Below are 21,623 nucleotides of genomic sequence, written 5' to 3' on the forward strand. Positions count from 1 at the left end.
CGGTGGAGACGCCGCTGGTCTGGCCGACCGCGATGGTGACGCTGGCGCCGTTGTCGAGGTTGATCACCAGATCCGAGCCGGTGACGGCGTTGGCGACATGGGCGGTGATCGTCGCCGTGCCGGCGCCCTCGTTGACGCTGACGTCGTCCAGCGTGATGGCGGTGGTGTCGATGGTGTCGTGGACCGCGACGCTGGCGGTGGCGGTCGTATCGAGCTTCTCGTAGTTGCCGCCGGTTGTCGAATTGATGCTGAGGCTCAGCGTGCTGGCGTCCTTGTAAGGATCCTCGCCCGGCGCCGCGAAGGTCACCTGACCGCTGGTCTGGCCGCTCAGGATGGTGATGGTCTGGCCGTTCGACAGCGTGATGGCGAGGTCCCCCTGCGGCGGGTGGTCGACGCTGGCCGTTACCGTGATCGACCCGCCTTCGTCCACCGCCCCCGGGGCGCTGAGCGTGATGGTGGTGGTGTCCTTGTCGTCGGTGATTGTGCCGACGCCATTGCCGTCGGTAATGCCTAGGTTGATGTTGGACCCGAGAACATTTGTTGTCGCACCACTGACCGTGACGTTGAAAGTCTCGTTTGCCTCCTTGTAGTAGTCATCAATCGTCTGCACGGAGACCGTGGCTGTGGTCTGGCCAGCCGGAATGATCACATACCCGCTGGTACCCGTATAGTCGGAACCGGCCGTTGCCGTGCCGTCGCCGGTGCCATAGTAGACCTTGATGTCATAAGCATAGGCATTGCTCAGGCTGATGGTGAACTGGGCATTGCCGCCCTCCGTGACGGAGGTATCGCCGATCGAGACGGTGGGCGCGGTGTAGGTGTGGTCCGCGCTGGTGTCGACGCCCTTGATGCTGTCGCCGCCGTTGACGCTCGTCGCGCGGATGCCAAGGGTGCTGATGTCGGCCAAATTCACGCTGGCCGTATAGGTCAGCGTCTCGCCTTGGCTGATGAATGTGGACTTGGTCTCCCCAAGCTTTCCGAGGCCCGCGCTGGAAAGGTAGTCATAGCCATCCCACACGATTCCGGTGCCGTTCATGTTGAGCGAACTGTCCGACTTCGTAAGGGTGATATTGCCATCGACCGTGGAATCGCCATCGGACCACCAAATCGCATTCAGGTCTCCTGTGCCCTGAACCGAAGTAATGACGAACTCCGTTTTACCACTGCCCAGATCGATGGCCTGGACCGACAGCACGAAGCCATTCTGGCTGATCGTGAAGACTTTGATATCGCCGACAGACATGAATCCCCCCTTCCGAGCGCTTGCACACTCGTGCCCCAAAATATGTTTCTAGCTGGCGTGACCCCCTCGTCGCCGCGATAGCGGGACCAGCATACCCTGATTCAAATACTATATTAGCATTTACTGCTTGGAAACCATAAATCCGTCCGATCATGGTTAACCTTAACAGCGTGTCAGGTATTGATCTTGACGGCGGCAGAAAACCCGTGCCGAGGCGGGCTTAGAGCAGTTCAGCGTTTGATAGAATCGCTGAACTGCTCTAACTCTTTGTTTTTACGCAATTCCGGACGGAGAACCGCTGCGCACTTTTCCTGGAATTGCTCTAGATCAGCAGCAGGCCCTTCATCGAGGCGTTGCCCTTGCGGCCGATGATGATGTGGTCGTGCACGGCGATGCCGAGGGGCTTCGCCGTATCGACGATCTGCTTGGTCATCTCGATGTCGGCGCGCGAGGGCGTCGGATCGCCGGACGGATGGTTGTGCACCAGGATGATGGCGCTGGCCGAGAGTTCAAGCGCCCGCTTGACCACCTCGCGCGGATAGACCGGCGTGTGGTCGACGGTGCCCGTCTGCTGCACCTCGTCGGCGATCAGCCCGTTCTTCTTGTCGAGGAACAGGATGCGGAACTGCTCGCGGGCCTCGAAGGCCATGGCGGAGCGGCAATAGTCGAGAAGCTGCGTCCAGTTGGACAGCACCTCGCGCCCGCGCACCTCGCCGCGCGCCATGCGCTGCGCGGTGGCGGCGATGACCTTGAGATCGGTCGCCACCGCCGGGCCGATGCCTTTCACTTCCTCGAGCAGGGACGCCGGCGCGCCGAGCACTTCGGCCAGCGAGCCGAAGCGGGCGATCAGCGCCTTGGCGATCGGCTTGGTGTCGACGCGCGGGATCAGACGGAAAAGCAGCAGCTCGAGCAGTTCATAGTCGGGCAGGGCATCTGCGCCGCCCGCAACGAAACGCTCGCGCAGGCGGTCGCGGTGGCCGTGATAATGCGGCTTTTCGGCTGCTACGGCCTTTTTCTGTGATGTCTGCGGCGGTTCGGTCCAGGCTTCTGAAAAGAAGGCCCGCTCGTCGTCGACTTTCCCCATAGCCTGCCTATTCCCCCAGAAGGCTTCCGGCCGAAAGACTAAAGCAATTCCAGGAAAAGTGTGAAGCGGTTTCCGTTCGGAATTGCGTCAAAACAAGAAGTAGGGCAGTTCGGCGTTGCCGCGAAACGGTGAAACTGCTCTAAGCCGGCAGGCCGGGCCGGTCGAGCTTTTTCGGCGACAGCGTGAAGATCTCGCAGCCGGTATCGGTGACGCCGATCGTATGCTCGTACTGCGCCGAGAGCGAACGGTCGCGCGTCACCGCGGTCCAGCCGTCCGACAGCACCTTCACATGCGGGCGGCCGAGATTGATCATCGGCTCGATGGTAAAAATCATGCCGGGCCGCATCTCGACGCCCTCGTTGGCGATGCCGTAATGCAGGATGTTCGGCGCGTCATGGAAGAGCTGGCCGACGCCGTGGCCGCAGAAGTCGCGCACCACAGAGCAGCGCTCGGCTTCGGCATAGGTCTGAATCGCCGCGCCGATAGCGCCGGTGCGGGCGCCCGGCTTGATGGCGGCAATGCCGCGCATCAGGCATTCATAGGTTACTTCGAGCAGGCGTTCGGCGGCGCGCTTTATGGTGCCGACAGGATACATGCGCGAGGAATCGCCATGCCAGCCGTCGAGGATGTAGGTGACGTCGATGTTGACGATGTCGCCGTCCTTCAGCGGCTTGTTGTCGGGGATGCCGTGGCAGACGACGTGGTTGATCGAGGTGCAGGACGATTTGGTGTAGCCGCGATAGTTGAGGGTCGCCGGCAGGGCGTTGTGGTCCATGCCGAACTCGAAGACGAAGCGGTCGATGGTCTCTGTGGTGACGCCGGGCTTCACCATCGGCACCAGCTCGTCGAGGCAGCGCGCGGTGAGGTCGCAGGCCTTGCGCATGCCGGCAAAGCCTTCCTCGCCATAAAGGCGGATCTGGCCTGTGTTTCTCAAAGGGGCCGTTGCGGCGTCGAGATAGGTAACCATTCTTGTCCGTTTTTGGGTTGGCTCCTGATGCGAGCCGATGCGGAAAATTTTCTCCAGATTTGGCACTGGATGCCGCAAGGTTCAAGGACGAAGTGCCCTCGACCGGCCGCCGCCGGGAATATTTGCTGGCGCAAGGTTGGCGCGTCAGGGCTCACTGCCAAGCTTTCCTTTCGCCACCCCATGGGTTAGGGCGGGTCTGGATATGGGAGATTTATGCCGTTGACGGCATCGGAACGCGCCAGATCGACGCTGCTGCCATTAAGGACCGCATGCTCGGCCCTGATGGCGCTGCTCGTGCTTGCGCTGCTGGGCTTCGCCCAGGCTGAAATCTCCGCCTCGACAGCCACGGCCTCGGGCGGCGCCAGCATCAGCGCAACGCGGCAGGGCGAAACGCTTGCCCTGCTGAGGGTCAGCGGCAAGGCGCAGGCGGTCGAGGTCCGCGCCGGGCGGCCGCTGCCCATAAAGCTCGTCAGCGGCAATCCCGGTGCTCTCGCCCCAGCATCCGATTTCCTTGTTGCTGGCCAGGCTTTGCCGGCGCAGCCGAGCATCGTGCCTGCCTTTGCGGCCGCGCCGCTCTCGCACGCCAATCAGCCTCGGGCGCCACCCGCAGCCTGAGCCCGGCGGTCGCCGACCGCAGCTTCACACCCAAACATTCCTTCGCGCCGCGATCCGGCGACGGCTATCGGCCGTCCGCCGGTTGCGTGGCGCGCCAGTTCGGACATTTCTCGATGCAACGCATCAAGACATTCAAAACTCTTACGCGCGCCGCCTCGGCAGCCTCGTTCTTGGCCGTCCAGGCAATCATCTGCATTGGCACGGTCTACTGGGCGGTCGCCGCAACGCTTCGCATGGAGGGGACGGCGGCGATCGTGCTCGCCGTCATCTTCGCCGGACCGTCCGCCTATCTGCTGATGGTGGTCTCACGCATGGCCTATGAGGCGGAGACCGATCCGGCGAACCAGTAGAATGACTGGCATGCGGATACTTGTGACGAGCGATGCCGGTTGCATCGCCCTGTCACACCAAGAGGATTCGATGAACGATGTGACCAAGCGCCGATCTGCCGCACCGATGGTGGATCCGCGCACCGCACTGAGGTCACATTCCTGGGCCAGAAGACCCCGAAAGCAACTTTTCAGAACGAATGGCGTTGCTCCAACCGCGCCGGTTCGGGAGACAGGGAATGGACAGACTGCAATTCGAGGTGCCGGTGCGCATCGCGCCCGCGCCTGGCCTGCCGGTCGAGGAAATCTACAGCGTCGAACAGGCGCTCGACTTCCTGCAGGACTGGCCGAAGCGCCGGCAGGGCAAGGTCTATGACGCCGCCTTCAACGCCTGCTTCGGCGCAACGGTCGATGTGGCGGGCACCGAGGAAGCCTGCCGGGCATTCATGGCCTTCTGCCGCGTCAGCGGTCTGCTTGCCAGGGATATGATGCTGCCGGTCAAGCGCGGCGGCAACGCAAGAGGGTTTCGCGAGGCGCGTGCCTAGCCTCAACCTCCAAAAGACACACCCCTGTAGTGCATTCCGACCTGCACGCCGCGGACGATCAGGCGCGAGAGGATTTCCATGTCCAGCGGCATCTCCGGACGCCACACATCGAGCAGCAAGGCGATGCGCGCCTGATCGGCATTGTTCATGACCTCGTGCTCGAACGTGTCGTCCCACAGCATGCACTCGCCGTCCGCGATCCGCTTTTCCTCATGGTTGATCATCATGATGGTCGCCGGGCGGCCGTCAGGCTGTTTCGGGATGACCAGGCCGAGATGAAATCTCATGATGCCGCGAAAGGGGCCGCGATGGGCAGGGATGTGCTTGCGCGGCGCCAGGAACGAGACAGCCGCCGATTTGACCTCCGGGCATTCTGACAGCAGCCGGCTGAGGGTAGGCATCCGCGCCAGGTTTTTCGGGATCGCCATGTCGTAGGCCTTGAGCACGAACATGCGCCAATCGAGGCCGTCATTGGCCGAAATCCCGGCCTGCTCGGGCATGATGTCGTGGAAACGCGGCACCCGGTTCAGCTGCACCGACAGCGCCTCGTCACGAATGCTCTGCCAGGCAGCTGCGAACTTCACTGCGTTGGGAAAATGCGTGCTGATATCAAGAATCGCGGGCGCATCTATGCGCTTTTCATAGATACGACGTACCAGATCGGTTCCAAGATCGTAGACGTTCGACATCGCATTGCCTCGACCAGATTATAGTATAGTGGACGATTGCTTTCAGCTATTGCTCACGGAGATTTGTTCCGACGCCATAGACGCTCGGCTTCGTGTGACTGCGTGCTTGATGCCAGCCGCGGGCCTGCGCCGACATCGACGACTTCAGGCTTGGCGCTCTCGATCGTGCCGTCCCAGCCGCCGCCGAGCGCCTTGCTGAGAGCGATGTAATCGGTGGCGATCGACACCCGGCTCTGCAGCAACGTGTCTTCGGCCGAATAAAGCGATCGCTCCGCATCCAGCACGTCGAGAAGGCTTGTCTCGCCGGCCTTGTAGAGCGTTCTTTCGAGCCGGGCGGCGTCGCCATAGGATTTCGCGGAAGAGGCGAGCTTGCCGTTTCTGATGCGCTCCTGCGACAGCGAGACCGTCGCGTTCTCCAAATCCTCCAGCGCCGTCAGCACGGCGGCCTTGTAGGCAATGAAATATTGGTCGCGCTGGGCTTTGGCGATGTCGACGGCGGCCTGCAACTGGCCGGCGTTGAACAGCGGCACGCTGAGCGTCGGGCCGAAAGACCAGCCGATGGTGGAATTCCTGCCGAGATCGCCAAGTTTCAGGGCGGTCGTGCTGATGTCTCCCGTCAGACTGACGCTCGGATAGCGCGCCGCCTCGGCCTGGCCGATCTTGGCGGTGTACTGAGCATATTGCCGTTCGGCCATGCGCACATCCGGGCGGGTCAGCAGAATGTCGGCCGGAATGCCGGTCGGGACCGGCAGGCGCGGCGTCGGGATCGATGTGGGGCGCTTCAATCGGTTGGTCAAAGCGGCCGGCGGCCGCCCGGTCAGCACCGAAAGGCGATGCACCGCTTCGGCATAACCCGCTTCGAGGGTCGGAACGTCGGCTTCCGTGCTGCTTGCCTGTCCCATGGCCTTGGCGACATCGGCAGCAGTCGCCGTGCCGGCCAGAGCCATCGTGCGGGTGAGTTCGGCGGTCTGCCTTTGCGATGCGGCCGAGCGCCGGGCAAGCGCGATGCGGGTCTGGTAACCGCGTGCCTGGACGTAATTGGAGGCGACATCGCCGATCAAGGTCAAAAGGGTTGAACGGAGGTTTTCCTCGGAAGCGTCCAATCCGTAGCGGGCGGCCTCGACACTCCTGCGATTGGCGCCGAAGAGGTCGAGCTCCCAACTGGCGTCGAAACCTGCCTGATACTGGTCGTAGGTTTCGCTGCCGACACCACCTGACGTGGTCGCGGCGGTCTTGTTGCGCGTGGCGGAAGCCGAACCGTCGGCGGACGGAAACAGCGTCCCCGCGGACTGGCGGTAGCTCGCGCGCGCCTCGCGGATCTTGGCCTTGGCCGTCGCCACATCCAGATTGCCGGCAACGGCGTCCTCGATGAGCGCGTTGAGCGCGGGATCGCTCAGCTTCAGCCACCATTTCGACAGCTGCGCCGGCTTCGCCGGTTTCGTCACCTTCTGGCCGCTCCAGGTCGCCGGCACGGCCAACAAGGGCGTCCGATAGTCGGGGCCGACGACGCATCCGGAGAGCAGGGCGGCGGCAAAAATGGGCAAAAAGAGCCCCTTCGCGGTCCGCTGACCGCGTTCGAAACCTGTCATAACTGAAACCCTTATTGCTGAGTGGCTGTGGCTGGCGCCCCGCCCGTATCCTGCCCGGAATCCTGCTTGGCGGCCTTACCCTTGAAGATCCTGCGCACCGTGACGAAGAGCAGCGGCACCAGGAACACGCCGATCGCGGTTGCCGCGATCATGCCGCCCATCACGCCGATGCCGACGGAGTTCTGCGCTCCCGAGCCCGCGCCGCTGGCGATCGCCAGTGGCGTGACGCCGAGAATGAAGGCCAGCGACGTCATCAGGATTGGCCGTAACCGTTGTCGCGCCGCTTCCAGCGTCGCCTCGACCAGCCCCATTCCGGCCGCCTGCCGCTCGATGGCGAACTCGACGATGAGGATGGCGTTTTTCGAGGCGAGACCGATCGTGGTCAGCAGGCCGACCTTGAAATAGACGTCGTTGGTCTGCCCGAACAGGCTCGCCGCCGCCAGCGCGCCGAAGATGCCGATCGGCACCGCCAGCATGACCGCGAACGGGATCGACCAGCTCTCGTAGAGCGCGGCGAGGCAGAGGAAGACGACAAGCGCCGAAATCAAATACAGCGACATCGCCTGATTGCCGGAAAGCCGCTCCTGATGCGACAGCCCTGTCCACTCGTGCGAGTAGCCGGCAGGCAGTTGCGCGACCAGCCTGTCGATCTCGTCCATCGCGGCGCCTGAACTCTGGCCGGCGGCCGCCGCGCCCTGGATCTCGACCGCCGCCGAACCGTTGTAGCGCTCGAGCCGGGGCGAGCCGTATGTCCAGTGGCTGGAGGCGAAGGCCGAGAACGGCACCATGGCGCCGCCGGAATTGCGGACCTGCCATTTATCCAGGTCTTCCGGCTGCATGCGGAAGTCCGGATCCGACTGCAGATAGACCGGCTTCACCCGGCCGCGATCGATGAAGTCGTTGACGTAGTCGCTGCCCCAGGCGGTGGAAAGCGTGTTGTTGATGTCGGCAAGGCCGACGCCGAGGGCGCTCGCCTTTTCCTGGTCGATATCGACCGAGAATTGCGGCTGATCCTCCTGGCCGTTGGGGCGGGTGTTGGCGAGCAGCTTGCTTTGCGCAGCGAGACCCAGCAGCTGGTTGCGCGTCTGGATGAGCGCCTCATGGCCGGCGCCGTTGACGTCCTGCAGGTAGAAGTCGAAACCGCTGGTGTTGCCGAAACCCTGGATGGCGGGAGGTGCGAGCGCAAAGACCTGCGCATCCCTGATCTTGGAAAAAGCGCCCATCGCGCGGCCGGCGACCGCTTGCGCGGCGAGCGCCGGTGACGTGCGCTTGTCGAAATCCTTCAGCCGGACGAAGGCGATGCCGACATTCTGACCGGCCCCGCCGAAGCCGAAGCCGGAAGCCGTGAAGACCCCTTCGACAGCGTCCTTCTCCTCGTTCAGATAGTGATCGGTCACCTTGGCGAGCACGCGCTCGGTCCGGTCCTGCGTCGCGCCCGTCGGCAGCTGCACGCTGGTGATCAGGATGCCCTGGTCTTCTTCCGGCAGGAACGAGCTTGGCAGCCTGGCAAACATCCAGCCCATGGCGATGACGATGGCCAGGAAAACGACGAGGAAGCGCTTGCCGCGGTTGATGATGCCGTGCGAGCCGCCGCGATAGGCCGTCGCGCCGCGGTCGAAGGCGCGGTTGAACCAGCCGAACGGACCTCTCTGCGTGGCGTGATCCCTGGGCGGCCGCAGGATCGTGGCGCAGAGCGCCGGCGTCAGCACCAGCGCGACCAGCACGGAAAGCACCATGGCCGAGACGATGGTCACCGAGAACTGCCGGTAGATGATGCCTGTGGAGCCGCCGAAGAAAGCCATCGGCACGAACACGGCCGAAAGCACGGTGGCGATGCCGATCAAGGCGCCGGTGATCTCGTTCATCGATTTGCGCGTCGCCTCTTTCGGCAGCAGGCCTTCCTCCTGCATCACGCGCTCGACATTCTCGACCACGACGATGGCGTCGTCGACGAGCAGGCCGATAGCGAGCACCATGGCGAACATGGTCAGCGTGTTGATCGAGTAGCCGAAGAAGGAGAGTACGCCGAAGGTGCCGAGCAGCACCACCGGCACGGCGATGGTCGGGATGATGGTGGCGCGCAGGTTCTGCAGGAAGAGCAGCATCACCAGGAAAACCAGCACGATCGCTTCGGCCAGCGTCTTGACCACTTCCTCGATCGACAGGCGCACGAAGGGCGAGGTGTCGTATGGGTAGACGACCTCGACCCCTTGCGGGAAGGTCGAGCTGAGCCGATCGATCGTCGCGCGCACCGCCTCGGCGGTGCTGATGGCGTTGGCGCCGGTCGCCAGATTGACGGCGACGCCGGCTGCCGGCTTGCCGTTGTAAAAGGCCGCAGTGGTGTAGCTTTCGGCGCCGATCTCGACCTTGGCGACGTCGTTCAGCCGAACCAGCGAGCCGTCGGTGTTGCTCTTCAGGATGATGCTGCGGAACTGCTCGGCGGTCTGCAGCCGGCTTTTTGCCGTCACCGTGGCGTTGAGCTGCTGCCCCTTGCGCGCCGGCAGGCCGCCGAGCTGGCCGGCGGAGACCTGCGTGTTCTGCGCCTCGATGGCGGTCGCCACGTCGCTCGGCATCAACGCATATTGGGCGAGCTTGTCGGGATCGAGCCAGATGCGCATGGCATAGCCGGAGCCGAAGAGCTGCGTCGAGCCGACGCCCTCGACGCGCTTCAGCGTGTCGTTGACCGTGCTGTCGACATAGTCGGCGAGGTCGGTCGAGTTCATCTTGCCGTCGCCGGAGACGAAGCCGATGACCATCAGGAAGCCGGTCGAGGATTTGGAGACGGTGATGCCGTTGCTCTGGACGACCTGCGGCAGCTGCGACTGCACGAGCTGCAGCTTGTTCTGGGTCTGCACCTGGGCGGTGTCGGGATTGGCGGCGCTGGTGAAGGTCAGCGTGATCGAGGCCGAACCGGTCGATGTCGAGGTCGCCGTCATATAGTCGAGATTGTCGATGCCGGTCATGCCCTGCTCGATGACCTTGGTCACCGAGTTCTCCACCGTCTGGGCGTCGGCGCCGGGGTAGTTCGCGCTGATGTTGACCGTGGTGGGGGCGATCTGCGGATATTGCGAGATCGGTAGCGACCGCAGCGCGAGCAGGCCGCCCAGCATGATCACGATGGCGATCACCCAGGCAAAGATCGGGCGGTTGATGAAGAAGGTCGACATCGCCTCAGTTCCCGGTTGCGCCAGACGCCGGTTGCTTGCCGGCGCCGCCAGTTTTGCCACCGGCCGTTTCCACCGTGGCTGAGGTCTGCTCGCGATCCTTGATCTCGCCGGTCGCCTCGTCGATGGTCACCTCGACCGGCGTCGCGTCGCCGCCGGCGCGCACGAGCTGGATGCCCTCGACGATGACGCGGTCGCCGTCGCCGACGCCGGAGTCCACCAGCCAGTTGTTGCCAACGCTGTTGCGCACGCTCAAGGCGCGCGATTCAACCTTGCCCTGGGCATTCACCACCATTGCCGTCGCCTCGCCCTTGGGATTGCGGCTGACGGCGCGCTGCGGCACCAGGAAGCTGTTCTGGGCGACGCCTTCCTCGACGATGGCGCGGACATACATGCCGGGCAGCAGCAGCCGGTCGGGGTTGGGGAATTGGGCCCTGAGCGCGAAAGTGCCAGTGGATTGGTCGACATTGGCGCCGGCGAATTCCAGCTTGCCGGTCCGCGAATAGATGGTGCCGTTGTCGAGCTTCAGCTTCACGCTGACATTGGGTCCGCTGAACTTCAGCCGCCCTTCGTTGATCGCCTGGCGCAGGTTGAGCAGATTGGTGCTCGATTGCGTGACGTCGACATTGATCGGGTCGAGCGCGCGGATGGTGGTGAGCACCGTTTCCTGGTTGGCGGTGACCAGCGCTCCGGGCGTCAGCGTGGATTTGTCGATCCGGCCGGCGATCGGCGCGGTGATCGAGGTGCGATTGAGGCTGATGCGCGCGGTCTCGACGCTGGCCTTGGCGGACGCCACATCGGCTTGAGCCTGCGCCAGCGTCGCTGCCGCATCGTCGTAATCCTGCTTCGAGACCACGTTCTGCTTCAGCAATCCGGCATAGCGGTCGAACTTGGCCTGCGCGGTGGGGAGCGCGGCTTCGGCCTTCTGCTGGGCGGCGACGGCGCTGTCATAGGCCGCCTGGTAGCTCGCCGGATCGATGAGGTAGAGCGGCTGTCCCGGCACCACCTCCGCACCTTCCTGGAACAGGCGCTGCTGGATGATGCCGTCGACCTGCGGGCGCACCTCGGCGATGAGGGAGGCCGCGGTGCGGCCGGGCAATTCGGCGGTGATCGCGACCGATTGCGGATGCAGCGTGACGACGCCGACCTCGGGGCGGCCGACGCCGCCCATGCCCGCCGGAGCCTGACTCTTCTCCTGGGAGCAGGCTGTCAGAATGAGGGCGGCGCACAGCATTCCCGCCCAGGGCGACAGCCGGCGTGGCCCCGCCAACGAATGAGAATGACTAGGCTGGAAATGCATTGGCTGGATCTTTCCCTGGAGTTGCGGTCGCCGCCTGGCCGTCGATGCCTGACCCTTCGACCAGCAGCTTGCGGAGGTGACGGGCAAGGAAGCGCTGGATGTCGTCCATGAAGGTGTAGACCACCGGCACGTAGACGAGGCTGAGCACGGTCGAGGAGAGCAGCCCGCCGATGACGGCGATCGCCATCGGCGCCCGCGTCTCGGCGTCCGCGCCGATGCCGAGCGCGATCGGCAGCATGCCGGCGCCCATGGCGATCGATGTCATGACGATGGGCCGAGCCCTCTTGCGGGCGGCGTCCAGCAGCGCCTCGAAGCGGCTCATGCCATGCTCCTTCTCGGCGACCAGAGCATATTCGACGAGCAGGATCGAGTTCTTGGCCGCGATGCCCATCAGCATCAGTATGCCGATCAAAGGCGAGATGCCAAGCGCCTTGCCGGTGACGAGAAGCAAGCCCAGCGCGCCTCCGACCGAAAGCGGCAGCGCCACCAGGATGGTCACCGGCTGCACGAAGCTGCGGAAGAGCAGCACCAGCGTCAGGTACATCAGAATGATGCCGGCGGCGATCGCGGTGGCGAAGCCCGTGAACAGCTCCTGCATGCGTTGGGCGTCGCCGCGCGCCAGCTCGTGCACGCCTTGCGGCAGGTTTTTCATCACCGGCAGGGCGCGAATGGCGGTGGTCGCCTGGCCGAGTGTCAGGCCGGAAAGATCGGCCTCTATCGTTGCGCTGCGGCTGCGATCCACTCGGGTGATGCTGTTCGGCCCGGCATTGAAGCCGATGTCGGCGACGGCGCCGAGCGGCACCGTGCCCTTGCTGCCGGTCAGCGGCAGGACGGCAAGCTTGGCCGGGTCGTCGATGGCGCCGTCGGGCAGGGTGACGACGATCGACACCTGGCGGTCGCCGAGGTTGAACTTCGCCAGGCTGGTGTCGGTGTCGCCGATGGTGGCGATCTTCACCGTCGCGGCAATCTCGGTCGGCGTGACGCCGAGCTCGGCCGCCTTGGCGCTGTCCGGACGCACGATCAGCTCGGGTTTCATGGTCGCAGCGGTCGAGGTCGGGTTGATGAGGCCGGGGATGGATTTCATCTGCTCAATGAGTTCATCGCTGGCTTTCTCAAGCGCTGCGCCATCGTCACCAACCAGCGTGATCGACACTTTTGCGCCGGCGAAACCGTCGGCGCCGAACTGGATGCGGGCGCCCGGAATGTCGTTCAGCTTGGGCGAGGCCTCGGCCTCGAACTGCTGCTGGCTCATCGTCCGTTCGGCGCGTGGCTTGAGGTTGACGGTGACGGTCGCCGTGCGGACTTCGGCCGAGCTCGAGCTTTGGTTCGGTCCGCCGCCGGACGAGGCCGCCGTGCCGATGGTGGCAAAGACGCTGTCGACGGCCGGCTCCTTTTCGAGCCGCTTTGTGATGTCCTGCACCACGGCCGCCGTCTGCTCGATCGTCGAACCAGGCTGCAGTTCGACCGAGATCATCGAGCGGCCGCGATCCGCCGCCGCCATGAATTCGGTCGGCAGTCGTGTCGCCAGCATCATCGAGCCGGCGAAGAAGGCGATGCCGGCGACGAGCGTGATCCAGCGATGGTCGAGCGCCTTGCGCAGCAGCCAGAGATAGGTCGGCACCCAGGCCGGCTGGTCGTCCTCGCTGTGCCCACCGGCGCGCACCAGATAGGCGCCCATCAGCGGCGTGAGCATGCGCGCCACCAGCAGCGAGAACAGCACCGACACGCTGACGGCGACGGCGAACGAGAAGAAGAATTTTCCGGGAATGCCGGGCATGAAGGCGACCGGCAGGAAGACGGCGACGATGGTCGCGGTGGTCGCCACCACGGCAAGCCCGATCTCGTCGGCGGCCTCGATCGCCGCCTGGTAGGCGCTGGCGCCGGTCTGGCGCATGTGGCGCACGATGTTCTCGATCTCGACGATGGCGTCGTCGACGAGGATGCCGACCACCAGCGACAGGGCGAGCAGGGTGATGTTGTTGAGCGAGATGTCGAAGGCCGCCATCACCGCGAAGGTCGGGATCAGCGACAGCGGCATCGCCACCGCCGAAACCAGCGTCGCCCTGATGTCGCGCAGGAACAGCCAGACCACGCCGATGGCGAGCAGGGCGCCGAGCCAGAGCGCCTCGAGGGCGGCGTCGTAGCTTTCCTGGACGAAGCCGGACGAGGAGGTGACTTCGGTGAATTTTGCCGTCGTGGTCTTGGCGCCGATTTCGGCGATCGCGGCGCGCGCGGCCTTGACGACGTCGATCTCGCTGGAGCCGACCGACCTGTAGACATTGAAGGCGGCGACTTGCCTGCCGTCGAGATAGGCGGCCTGGCGCGGCGTTTCCCAGCTGTCGACGACGGTGCCGAGGTCGGAGAGCTTGACGTCGCCGGCGCCGGAGAGCGCGATGCGGGTATCGGCGAGCGCCTCGACCGTCGTGGCGCTGGCAAGCGTGCGCACCGACTGCTCCTGGCCACCGATGGTGGCGCGGCCGCCCGGCTGGTTGACGTTGTTGGAGGCCAGCGTCTGGCTGACATCGCCGGCGCTGATGCCGAGCGCCGCCAGGCGATCGGGGTCGAGCTCGACGCGGACGACGCGGTCGACGCCGCCGGAACGGGTGATCTTGGAGACGCCGTCGACGCCGAGCAGCACCTTGGCGACGTCATTGTCGATGTACCAGCTCAGCGCATCGGGCGACATGGTCGGCGCCTCGACGACAAAAGTTAGCACCGAATTGCCGGTGGCGTTGACCTTCGCCACAACCGGCGTCTGGGCGGCGGCCGGCAGGCTGGATTGCACGCCGGACACGGCGTTGCGGACGTCGTTGGTTGCGGTCTCCGGATCGGTGCCTAGCGTGAATTCGACCGTGGTGACGGACGAGCCCTCGCTGATCGAGGTCGAGACGTCGTCGACGCCTTCAAGGGTCGCCACGGCGTTCTCGATGACGCGCGCGACCTGGACTTCCATCTCGCTCGGCGCCGCGCCCGGCTGCGCCACAGTGACGGTGACGGTCGGCAGGTCGATGTCGGGCATGTTGTTGGTGCGCAGCTGCATGAAGCCGTAGACGCCGGCGATCGCAAGCGACAGGAACAGCACGATGGTCGGAACCGGATTGCGGATCGACCAGGAGGAGATGGCGTTCATTGCGCCGGCTCCGTTGCGGCGTCGGCGGCCTTCGTCTCACTGGCGGCGACGCGCACGAGGTTGCCGTCGTTGAGGAAGCCGGCGCCCGCGACGACGACGCGGTCGCCTTCGGAAAGCCCGCTTTCGATGGCGACCCTGCCTTTCTGACGCGAACCGGTCACAACGGAACGCGCGCCGACCTTGCCTTTGTCGTCGACGACGAAGACAGCCGGCTTGCCGTCATGCCAGACCAGGGCTGCCTCGGCGACGCTGAGCTGGCGGGACGCTGCTGTCTCGATCGAGACACGGGCGAACATGCCGGGTTTCAGCCCCGAGCCTTCGCCGATCTCGACATAGACGGTGGCAAGCCGCGTGATCGCATTCACCGTCTCGGCGATCGAGGAAACGCTGCCTGAGAAGGTGCGGCCGGCGGCATCGGCGATGGTCGCCGCCTGGCCGACCGAGATTGCCGCCAGATCTTTTTCGGGAACAAGAACGCCGACCTCCAGCCTGCCGTCGCGGACGATCTTCATCAGCTCGGTGCCGGCCTGGACGATCGAGCCCGTCACAGCCGGCTTGCTGGAGACGACGCCGTCGAAGGGGGCGCGGATGGTCGTCCGGTCGAGTTGGGCCTGCAGCCTCTCAGCGGCGGCCTCGGCCTGCTCGACCCCGGCCTTGCCGGTCTTGACGGCGGTCGCCTTGTCCTCGGCTGTCTCGGCGCTGACGGCATTGCTGGCGAGCAGCTTGTCGGCGCGCGCGGCGGCCGACAGCGCGGAGTCGAGCGTCGCCTGCGCCTCAGCGACGGCTCCCTTCTGTTCGGCGAGCTGGGCTTTGAGCAGCGCGTCGTCCAGCCTCGCGACGACATCGCCCGCCTTCACATGGTCGCCTTCCTTCACCGGAACGTTGGTCAGGCGCAGGCCGTTTTCCTCCGCGCCGATCGTCGCTTCCTGCCAGGCGGAAACGGTGCCGGTGGCGCTGACCGAAGCGGTGACCGCCTGCGATCCGACCGTCTCCACGGAAACGGTGAGCGTGGCGGCCTGGGCCGGCGCGGGCTTCTCGACATCCGGTTCCGGCGTGCCGCGGCCATAGGCCTTCAGCATGGCGGCCACTCCGGCCGCGACCAGCACGGCGACGAGCAGAAGATGCCTTTTACGCAATTTTCTGGTCATGATTTTCAGTGTTCGAAATTGCCAGGATCGGAAGCGACAGGCGGTAGGCGGCGAAGCTCAGCCGGATCTTGCCCTTGAACGTGCTCGCCGGCAGGACCGGCGGCTTTGCGTAACGGTGGATCGGCACGGGCGCGCCCAGGGAGGCAAGCAGCCGCAGCATCATCAGGGCTTCCCACATCATCATGCGTTCCATGCTTGGCGGTTGCGCGGACGCGTCCGCCAATTCGCAAAGAACCGGCCGGCCCGTGAACGGGTGGGTCAACGGGCCGGCCGGCGCAGCCGGTCAGAGTTGCTCGCCATTCCGGGGTAGGGGTGGCTGGAGTTGTCCGCCATGTTCGGGCGGACCTCCGGGTCCGGCTGCATCATCCGGCGGATTGCCCCATGGACCGGGGGGCGGGCCGAGCGGCCGATCCGCCGAAGCGAGGATTTCGAGTTGTTCGGGCGTCAGCTTGCCGCGCAGCGCGGCGATCGCGTCCTTCAGCTTGGCGGCCGAAGCCGCGCGTTTGGTGACCTCGTCGGCCAGTCGTTCCTGGAAGGCGAAGGGATCGCGCCGCGCCTGATCGTGGGCGCCAGGGCCAGCCGGCCCACCTGCTTCAGGGCCGCCTGCTTCGGGACCGCCGGGAGCGCCAGGGCCGTGGTCGAACCGCGGCGGCGCCAGCACCGCCTGCAGCGCGCTGGTATAGTCGCGCCATGCGTCGAGCTGCTCGGAGCGGATGCCGATGCGGGTCTCGAGCGCTGAAAGCCGGGCGGCAAGCATTTCCGGCGGCGGCGGTCCCATGCGGCGGAAGCCGAAACCCTCCGGCCCCTGCGGGCCGTGCCGCATCGGCCCATGCGGGCCAGGCCACGGCATCGGGGCCGGGTTCGCATCGTCCTGCCGGCCGATTGCCGGCGGCTCGTCACCGGGTGCGCCAGGATCGGGTTGGGCGGCCAGCACGGGATGGATGGCCGCGACCGAGAACAGGCCGAGCGCCAAAAGTCTGCTTCGCATGATGTGATCCTTTCCTCTCATGCTTCGGGTGGCAGGAGGATAGGAAGCGTCCTTTGCCGCTTTGCTTCGGCGCGTTGCCGAAGGTTTCTAGAAAAGGGAGATTTGTTTCCCAACGTTTCCGTCCGCCCCGCGGAAACATTCCGTTGCAATTTTCCATGCCGCTTGGCGGCGGCTCTCCCTATAATCCCAGGCACAAAGGCAAGCGGGCAGACATGCAGGCACAATCCCATACTTTGGCCCATATCCTTGTCGTCGACGACGATCGCGAGATCAGGACGCTGCTCGGGCGCTATCTCGACGGGCAGGGGTTCAGGGTCTCCGTGGCGGCGGACCGGCGCGAATGCGAGCAAAAGCTCGCCACCGGCCTATTCGACCTGATCGTGCTCGACGTCATGCTGCCGGACGGCTCCGGGCTCGACATCTGCCGCAGCTTGCGCGACCGCAAGCCGCATATCCCGGTCATCCTGCTGACGGCGCTGAAGGAAGATGTCGACCGCATCATCGGCCTGGAGCTCGGCGCCGACGACTATCTCGGCAAGCCGTTCAATCCGCGCGAACTCTCGGCGCGCATCCGCGCGGTGCTGAGGCGCTCGGCGCCGGAAGAAGCCGCGCCGCCCAAGGTGCGCGTCTACCATTTCGCCGGCTACCGGCTGGAGCCCGACACGCGCAAGGTGATGGATAACGACGGCGAGATCGTCGACCTTACCGGCGCGGAATTCGACCTGTTGCAGGTCTTTCTCGACCGGCCCGGGCGGCTGTTGTCGCGCGACCAGTTGCTCGACCTGACGCAAGGGCGCGAGCGCGACCCGCTCGAACGTTCCGTCGACGTGCTGATGAGCCGGCTGCGGCGGAAATTCGCCGAGGCCGGCGAGGGCTCGCTGTTCAAGACCGTGCGCAATGGCGGCTATCAGCTTACCGCGCGCGTCGAAACCGCGGATGTCGAGCCATGACATCGCTGCGCCGACGGCTGATCATCCTTCTTGTCGTTTCGATCCTCGGCGTGGTCGGCCTCGCCACGTTTGTCGCGGTCAAGGTGCTCGGCGGGCCGTCGCCCGAACTGGTCATGGGCCCGCTTGCCCGCCAGATCCACTACATGGTGCAGCTGGTTCCCGGCCACGTGCGACAAGCCGGCGACGCGCCGGTCGTCGTAAAGGATCGCCCGGCCGATGGCTTCGAGGATCGCAAGCACACGACAGTGTTGAACGAGATCCTGCACCACAACGGTCTCGATGTTTCTGCCGTGGTCAGCCGTAATGCCGGCAGGCCGGGAATGGTGGCTTCGGTCGAGCTGCCCGACCATCGCTGGATGATCGTCGATGTCCCCGATTTCGGGCCGCCGCGCGATGTCTGGTACGGACTGGCGGGCTGGATGGCGCTGATCGTGCTCGGCGCCACGCCGGTGTCGATCTACTTTACCGGAGTGCTGGTGCGGCCGCTGGAAATGCTCGAGGCCGCCGTCAGCAAGATCGGCTCGGACGGCGTGCTGGCAACTGTCCCGGAGGAGGGATCGGCCGAGGTCAGGGCCACCGCGCAGGCGCTCAACCAGCTCTCGGCGAGGCTCAAGGCGGCGATGGAAAGCCGCATGCGCCTGGTCGCGGCCGCCGGCCACGACCTTCGAACGCCGATGACCAGGATGCGGCTTCGCGCCGAGTTCCTCGAAGACGAGCGCGAAAAATGGCTGAGCGATCTCGACGAGCTCGACCGCATCGCCGACAGCGCCATCCGCCTGGTGCGCGAGGAGGTGAACCAGGACGCGGTGCAGGCGGTGGAACTGGACCGGCTGATCCGCGATATCGAGACCGAGATGACGGCGCTCGGCCATGCCGTATCGATCGACCATCTCGACAAGGTCTCGGTGAAAGCCGGCGCGCTCGGACTGCGCCGCGCGCTGCGCAACCTGATCATCAACGCCGCCACGCATGGCAAAAGCTGCGTCGTCGCGCTCACTGCGCAGGGCGGCCAGGCCGTGCTCACCATCGCCGATCGGGGACCCGGCATTCCGCCGAACCTGTTGAACAAGGCCTTCGAGCCGTTCTTCCGCGTCGATCCGGCGCGCACGCAATTCATCCCGGGCGCCGGGCTGGGGCTTGCCATCGCCAAGGAGATCATCGAGCGCTACGGCGGGACGATCCGGCTGGAGAACCGGTCGGGGGGAGGGTTGGTTCAGACGGTGGTGTTTGGGGTGGTTTCCTGATGGAATCGACCGCCTCGAGGTCGCTTACGTGACCGTTTCAAACACCCGGTCGGTCGTGGGAGCCGGCGTGGTCCTCCCTCCTCTCTTCTTACCGTCAAGTTCACAAGCACCGACATCGGCCCGCTATTCAGGTCAGGCGCGGTTCATGGGCGCTGCTATCGGTTTCGCTGGCATTCAGTTGTGAGAGCAACTTCAGCACCACTTCTCGCAGCCAGCGGTGTGTCGGATCGGTTGTATTGCGTTTGTGCCAGACAATGCAGATGAGGGCAGGATTGATCGGCATAGGCGCAACGTAGATCGCCAGCCCCAAGCGGGATGCCACCTTGCGCGCGAGTTGTTCCGGCACGAGCGCGACCAGGTCGCTTCCCGCCACCGCGTTACAGACGCCGCCGAACACCGGCATTGTCATGGCCACCCGCCGTTCGCGCCCCATGCGGGCCAGTGCGGTGTCGCCCATGGCCTTGAGTTTTCCCTCGGGCGAAAAGACGACATGGCCGAGGTCGCAGAATAGGTCGATCGGTACGACGTCACCCGGCCTCACATTCGCCCGCTCGAGCCTTGGGTGCCCAGCGCGGGCAATCGTCACGAATGTCGACCGGAAGGCAGGAAGATAGTCGATCCAGGTCGGGAAATCGGTCTTGGGAACAAGGGCAAGGTCGATGCCATGCTTTTCGAGCGTGCCGACATAGTCGTCGGGCACCAGATCCACCAGCTGGACCAGTATTTTCGGAGCAAGCTGGGAAATAGTGTTGGCGAGGGGAGGCATCAGCATCTCGGCAAAAAAATCCGAACCTGCGATCTTGAAACTTTGCTCGGCGTCGGCCGGATTGAAGCCTCCAGGGCCGGCAAGCAGCGCCGACAGTTCATCGAGGATGCGGCGAAGCGGAAGTTCGAGATTTCCGGCGTATTGCGTCGGCACGATACGCCGTCCTTCGCGCACGAACAGCGGATCGCCCAGAAAATTCCGAAGCCGTCCCAGGGCGGCTGAGACCGCTGGTTGCGATAGGCCGATGCGTTCTCCGGCCTTTACGGTCGATTGCTCGTGCAACAGCGCGTCGAGCACTCGCAGAAGATTGAGATCGAAGTTCGATAAATTCATCGCCTGAATTTATTTTATAATAGCTATCGATTTCAATTATGAAATCGGTTCTGGCAATTTCTCTGCATCGAAAATGGCGTCGGATCGCGGGAGGTTTCGGTGGCTGCGGCTTCGGTACCCTACAGTGTCCAGTGGCTTGGCACGTCCTACAGGATTTGCCTCACAGCGGAGCAAACGGCCTCGCGGCTCGGAATGTTCGAAAGCCTCGACCAGCCCGGCTATGGTCCTCCACGCCACATTCACAACGACGAAGACGAGACCTTCCAGATCCAGTCGGGCGAAGTGGAGTTCTGGATGAGCGGTCAAACGCGCATAGTCGGCCCAGGCAGCGTCGTGCACGTTCCGCGCGGTATCGAGCATGCATTCCGGGTAGTGGGCGATCGACCCGCCAGAATGCTCACCGTCATGACACCCGGCGGCTTCGAGGGCTTCTTCGCGGAGATGGCGAAACACAAGTGCCGAATCCCCGATGATATGGATCAGATCGCAGCCATCGGGGCGCGTTTCGGACTGACCTTCACAGGCCCGCCTTTGGGCGTGACTTGGTGAATCGGCAAGATAACAAACTGCTTCTCGGGTCCCCTGTCGACTCAGAGCCGAGTTCCTTGAGGACGAGCGCGAAAAATGGCTGAGCGATCTTGACGAGCTCGACCGCATCGCCGACAGCGCCATCCGCCTGGTGCGCGAGGAGGTGAACCAGGACGCGGTGCAGGCGGTAGAACTGGACCGGCGGGCTGCTTGTTGATGGCGGCGGGCGATGACTTCGCGGCCAATGCGATAGAACTGCAAGTGCCGGTCGATGGCCAGGCGCGCCGATGCCGGATCGACATCGCTTCCGCGCCACTGCGCCGAGCGCTGTTGTCGTTGCCGCTACCGATTGTGGTTCGCGTACCCGGCTCGTGTTATCGTGGTTCCGGGAAACGGCGGACGCCGTGAGCGCCCGCCCGTTCCCATTGTGGGAGGAACCAATGGCTCATTTCGTACTACTGTCGAATTTCACAGATCAAGGTATCAGGACCGTAAAGGACACTCAGAAGCGTGCTGAGGCCTTCAAGGCGATGGCCAGCAAAAGCGGCGTCAAGGTTCACACCTTGTTGTGGACGCTTGGTAAATATGATGTCGTGGTCGTTGCCGAAGCAGAGGACGACATTGCTGCGACCGCACTAGCCTTATCAATCGCATCGATGGGCAACATCAGAACTGAGACACTGAGGGCGTTCGACACGGCAGATATGACCAAGATATTGGCAAAGATGGCCTAACCGCCACTTTGCTGACATACGTGGGTGATCGAAGTCGGCGCCGGGCTGGATTGCTCGGCGCCACACACCTCTGGCTGTGACAGCTTGTCGTTGAAATCTCTGGTACGCCCAAGGGGAATCGAACCCCTGTTACCGCCGTGAAAGGGCGGTGTCCTAACCGCTAGACGATGGGCGCGCTCAGACGAAGCGGCTTATAATTGCGTTGTTCGCAACCGGCAACCCATCCGCGGCCACATGCGACAACTTTTTTCCAATGGGCCGACGGCGGTGCGGAAAC

19 protein-coding genes, 1 tRNA gene and 1 pseudogene are annotated in these 21,623 nt (G+C 64.5%); 8 read left to right on the top strand and 13 right to left on the bottom strand.

All coding sequences use genetic code 11. The features are described 5' to 3' along the window. From AC4FWB_RS11805 to map, 3 genes are all read right to left on the bottom strand, one after another. Positions 1-1,243, bottom strand: a 1,243-nt coding sequence (locus AC4FWB_RS11805) for an immunoglobulin-like domain-containing protein (protein ID WP_491026184.1), incomplete at its 3' end; no start/stop codon positions are given. Positions 1,244-1,565: 322 nt separating this feature from the next. After that, complete coding sequence (gene radC / locus AC4FWB_RS11810) at positions 1,566-2,327, bottom strand: RadC family protein (RefSeq protein WP_491026186.1); 762 nt, start codon at positions 2,325-2,327, stop codon at positions 1,566-1,568. 139 nt (positions 2,328-2,466) lie between these two features. Next, positions 2,467-3,294, bottom strand: coding sequence for a type I methionyl aminopeptidase (gene map / locus AC4FWB_RS11815; RefSeq protein WP_491026187.1), 828 nt, complete (start codon positions 3,292-3,294; stop codon positions 2,467-2,469). Between the two features lie 219 nt (positions 3,295-3,513). Between map and AC4FWB_RS11820 the strand changes: the two genes are divergently transcribed. From AC4FWB_RS11820 to AC4FWB_RS11830, 3 genes are all read left to right on the top strand, one after another. Further along, positions 3,514-3,909 carry a hypothetical protein gene (locus tag AC4FWB_RS11820; protein ID WP_491026188.1) on the top strand — a complete coding sequence of 132 codons (396 nt, stop codon included), beginning with the start codon at positions 3,514-3,516 and terminating at the stop codon, positions 3,907-3,909. Between the two features lie 113 nt (positions 3,910-4,022). Beyond that, a complete protein-coding gene (locus AC4FWB_RS11825; RefSeq protein ID WP_491026189.1) occupies positions 4,023-4,259 on the top strand; it encodes a hypothetical protein in 237 nt (78 codons plus the stop codon). Between the two features lie 218 nt (positions 4,260-4,477). Next, positions 4,478-4,783, top strand: coding sequence for a DUF982 domain-containing protein (locus tag AC4FWB_RS11830; protein ID WP_491026190.1), 306 nt, complete (start codon positions 4,478-4,480; stop codon positions 4,781-4,783). Positions 4,784-4,785: 2 nt separating this feature from the next. Here the strand turns inward: AC4FWB_RS11830 and AC4FWB_RS11835 are convergent, their stop codons facing one another. From AC4FWB_RS11835 to AC4FWB_RS11870, 8 genes are all read right to left on the bottom strand, one after another. Beyond that, positions 4,786-5,472, bottom strand: coding sequence for an aspartyl/asparaginyl beta-hydroxylase domain-containing protein (locus tag AC4FWB_RS11835; RefSeq protein ID WP_491026191.1), 687 nt, complete (start codon positions 5,470-5,472; stop codon positions 4,786-4,788). A 53-nt stretch (positions 5,473-5,525) separates the two neighbouring features. Next, on the bottom strand, positions 5,526-7,061 hold the full coding sequence (locus AC4FWB_RS11840) for an efflux transporter outer membrane subunit (protein WP_491026192.1): 1,536 nt from the start codon (positions 7,059-7,061) through the stop codon (positions 5,526-5,528). A gap of 11 nt (positions 7,062-7,072) precedes the next feature. After that, positions 7,073-10,228 carry an efflux RND transporter permease subunit gene (locus AC4FWB_RS11845; protein ID WP_491026489.1) on the bottom strand — a complete coding sequence of 1,052 codons (3,156 nt, stop codon included), beginning with the start codon at positions 10,226-10,228 and terminating at the stop codon, positions 7,073-7,075. Between the two features lie 4 nt (positions 10,229-10,232). Further along, positions 10,233-11,525, bottom strand: a complete 1,293-nt coding sequence (locus AC4FWB_RS11850) for an efflux RND transporter periplasmic adaptor subunit (RefSeq protein WP_491026193.1) — start codon at positions 11,523-11,525, stop codon at positions 10,233-10,235. Beyond that, positions 11,509-14,655 carry an efflux RND transporter permease subunit gene (locus AC4FWB_RS11855; RefSeq protein WP_491026194.1) on the bottom strand — a complete coding sequence of 1,049 codons (3,147 nt, stop codon included), beginning with the start codon at positions 14,653-14,655 and terminating at the stop codon, positions 11,509-11,511. Before AC4FWB_RS11855 ends, AC4FWB_RS11850 begins: the two co-directional genes overlap by 17 nt. Beyond that, the gene (locus AC4FWB_RS11860; protein WP_491026195.1) at positions 14,652-15,803 is read right to left on the bottom strand and encodes an efflux RND transporter periplasmic adaptor subunit; all 1,152 of its coding nucleotides are present in this window, start codon (positions 15,801-15,803) and stop codon (positions 14,652-14,654) included. The genes AC4FWB_RS11855 and AC4FWB_RS11860 overlap by 4 nt, the downstream gene beginning before the upstream one ends. After that, positions 15,784-15,996, bottom strand: coding sequence for a hypothetical protein (locus AC4FWB_RS11865; protein ID WP_491026196.1), 213 nt, complete (start codon positions 15,994-15,996; stop codon positions 15,784-15,786). The genes AC4FWB_RS11860 and AC4FWB_RS11865 overlap by 20 nt, the downstream gene beginning before the upstream one ends. 90 nt (positions 15,997-16,086) lie before the next feature. Then, positions 16,087-16,791 carry a hypothetical protein gene (locus tag AC4FWB_RS11870; RefSeq protein ID WP_491026197.1) on the bottom strand — a complete coding sequence of 235 codons (705 nt, stop codon included), beginning with the start codon at positions 16,789-16,791 and terminating at the stop codon, positions 16,087-16,089. 212 nt (positions 16,792-17,003) lie between these two features. On the opposite strand from AC4FWB_RS11870, the gene AC4FWB_RS11875 reads away from it, so the two are divergent. Beyond that, complete coding sequence (locus AC4FWB_RS11875; protein ID WP_491026199.1) at positions 17,004-17,741, top strand: response regulator; 738 nt, start codon at positions 17,004-17,006, stop codon at positions 17,739-17,741. Beyond that, positions 17,738-18,985 carry an ATP-binding protein gene (locus AC4FWB_RS11880; RefSeq protein WP_491026201.1) on the top strand — a complete coding sequence of 416 codons (1,248 nt, stop codon included), beginning with the start codon at positions 17,738-17,740 and terminating at the stop codon, positions 18,983-18,985. The genes AC4FWB_RS11875 and AC4FWB_RS11880 overlap by 4 nt, the downstream gene beginning before the upstream one ends. 127 nt (positions 18,986-19,112) lie before the next feature. Here AC4FWB_RS11880 and AC4FWB_RS11885 read toward each other — a convergent pair whose 3' ends face one another. Beyond that, on the bottom strand, positions 19,113-20,084 hold the full coding sequence (locus AC4FWB_RS11885) for a LysR family transcriptional regulator (RefSeq protein WP_491026203.1): 972 nt from the start codon (positions 20,082-20,084) through the stop codon (positions 19,113-19,115). A gap of 192 nt (positions 20,085-20,276) precedes the next feature. On the opposite strand from AC4FWB_RS11885, the gene AC4FWB_RS11890 reads away from it, so the two are divergent. From AC4FWB_RS11890 to AC4FWB_RS11900, 3 genes and pseudogenes are all read left to right on the top strand, one after another. Next, the gene (locus AC4FWB_RS11890) at positions 20,277-20,633 is read left to right on the top strand and encodes a cupin domain-containing protein (protein ID WP_491026204.1); all 357 of its coding nucleotides are present in this window, start codon (positions 20,277-20,279) and stop codon (positions 20,631-20,633) included. A gap of 37 nt (positions 20,634-20,670) precedes the next feature. After that, positions 20,671-20,814, top strand: a pseudogene (locus AC4FWB_RS11895) (two-component sensor histidine kinase); the annotation flags it as partial. Positions 20,815-21,052: 238 nt separating this feature from the next. Then, positions 21,053-21,346, top strand: coding sequence for a GYD domain-containing protein (locus AC4FWB_RS11900; protein ID WP_491026205.1), 294 nt, complete (start codon positions 21,053-21,055; stop codon positions 21,344-21,346). Positions 21,347-21,446: 100 nt separating this feature from the next. Here the strand turns inward: AC4FWB_RS11900 and AC4FWB_RS11905 are convergent. Further along, a tRNA-Glu gene (locus AC4FWB_RS11905) sits at positions 21,447-21,521 on the bottom strand. Positions 21,522-21,623 lie beyond the last annotated feature (102 nt).

Source organism: Mesorhizobium sp. LEGMi-168a, assembly GCF_058312955.1.

Excerpts from the sequence above, each read along its gene's own strand:
- AC4FWB_RS11840 (WP_491026192.1), bottom strand. The coding sequence starts at position 7,061 with ATGACAGGTTTCGAACGCGGTCAGCGGACCGCGAAGGGGCTCTTTTTG.
- AC4FWB_RS11825 (WP_491026189.1), top strand. The coding sequence starts at position 4,023 with ATGCAACGCATCAAGACATTCAAAACTCTTACGCGCGCCGCCTCGGCA.
- AC4FWB_RS11880 (WP_491026201.1), top strand. The coding sequence starts at position 17,738 with ATGACATCGCTGCGCCGACGGCTGATCATCCTTCTTGTCGTTTCGATC.
- AC4FWB_RS11875 (WP_491026199.1), top strand. The coding sequence starts at position 17,004 with ATGCAGGCACAATCCCATACTTTGGCCCATATCCTTGTCGTCGACGAC.
- AC4FWB_RS11835 (WP_491026191.1), bottom strand. The coding sequence starts at position 5,472 with ATGTCGAACGTCTACGATCTTGGAACCGATCTGGTACGTCGTATCTAT.
- AC4FWB_RS11865 (WP_491026196.1), bottom strand. The coding sequence starts at position 15,996 with ATGGAACGCATGATGATGTGGGAAGCCCTGATGATGCTGCGGCTGCTT.
- AC4FWB_RS11885 (WP_491026203.1), bottom strand. The coding sequence starts at position 20,084 with ATGAATTTATCGAACTTCGATCTCAATCTTCTGCGAGTGCTCGACGCG.
- AC4FWB_RS11830 (WP_491026190.1), top strand. The coding sequence starts at position 4,478 with ATGGACAGACTGCAATTCGAGGTGCCGGTGCGCATCGCGCCCGCGCCT.
- AC4FWB_RS11890 (WP_491026204.1), top strand. The coding sequence starts at position 20,277 with ATGTTCGAAAGCCTCGACCAGCCCGGCTATGGTCCTCCACGCCACATT.
- AC4FWB_RS11850 (WP_491026193.1), bottom strand. The coding sequence starts at position 11,525 with ATGCATTTCCAGCCTAGTCATTCTCATTCGTTGGCGGGGCCACGCCGG.
- AC4FWB_RS11900 (WP_491026205.1), top strand. The coding sequence starts at position 21,053 with ATGGCTCATTTCGTACTACTGTCGAATTTCACAGATCAAGGTATCAGG.
- AC4FWB_RS11855 (WP_491026194.1), bottom strand. The coding sequence starts at position 14,655 with ATGAACGCCATCTCCTCCTGGTCGATCCGCAATCCGGTTCCGACCATC.
- AC4FWB_RS11845 (WP_491026489.1), bottom strand. The coding sequence starts at position 10,228 with ATGTCGACCTTCTTCATCAACCGCCCGATCTTTGCCTGGGTGATCGCC.
- map (WP_491026187.1), bottom strand. The coding sequence starts at position 3,294 with ATGGTTACCTATCTCGACGCCGCAACGGCCCCTTTGAGAAACACAGGC.
- radC (WP_491026186.1), bottom strand. The coding sequence starts at position 2,327 with ATGGGGAAAGTCGACGACGAGCGGGCCTTCTTTTCAGAAGCCTGGACC.
- AC4FWB_RS11860 (WP_491026195.1), bottom strand. The coding sequence starts at position 15,803 with ATGACCAGAAAATTGCGTAAAAGGCATCTTCTGCTCGTCGCCGTGCTG.
- AC4FWB_RS11870 (WP_491026197.1), bottom strand. The coding sequence starts at position 16,791 with ATGCGAAGCAGACTTTTGGCGCTCGGCCTGTTCTCGGTCGCGGCCATC.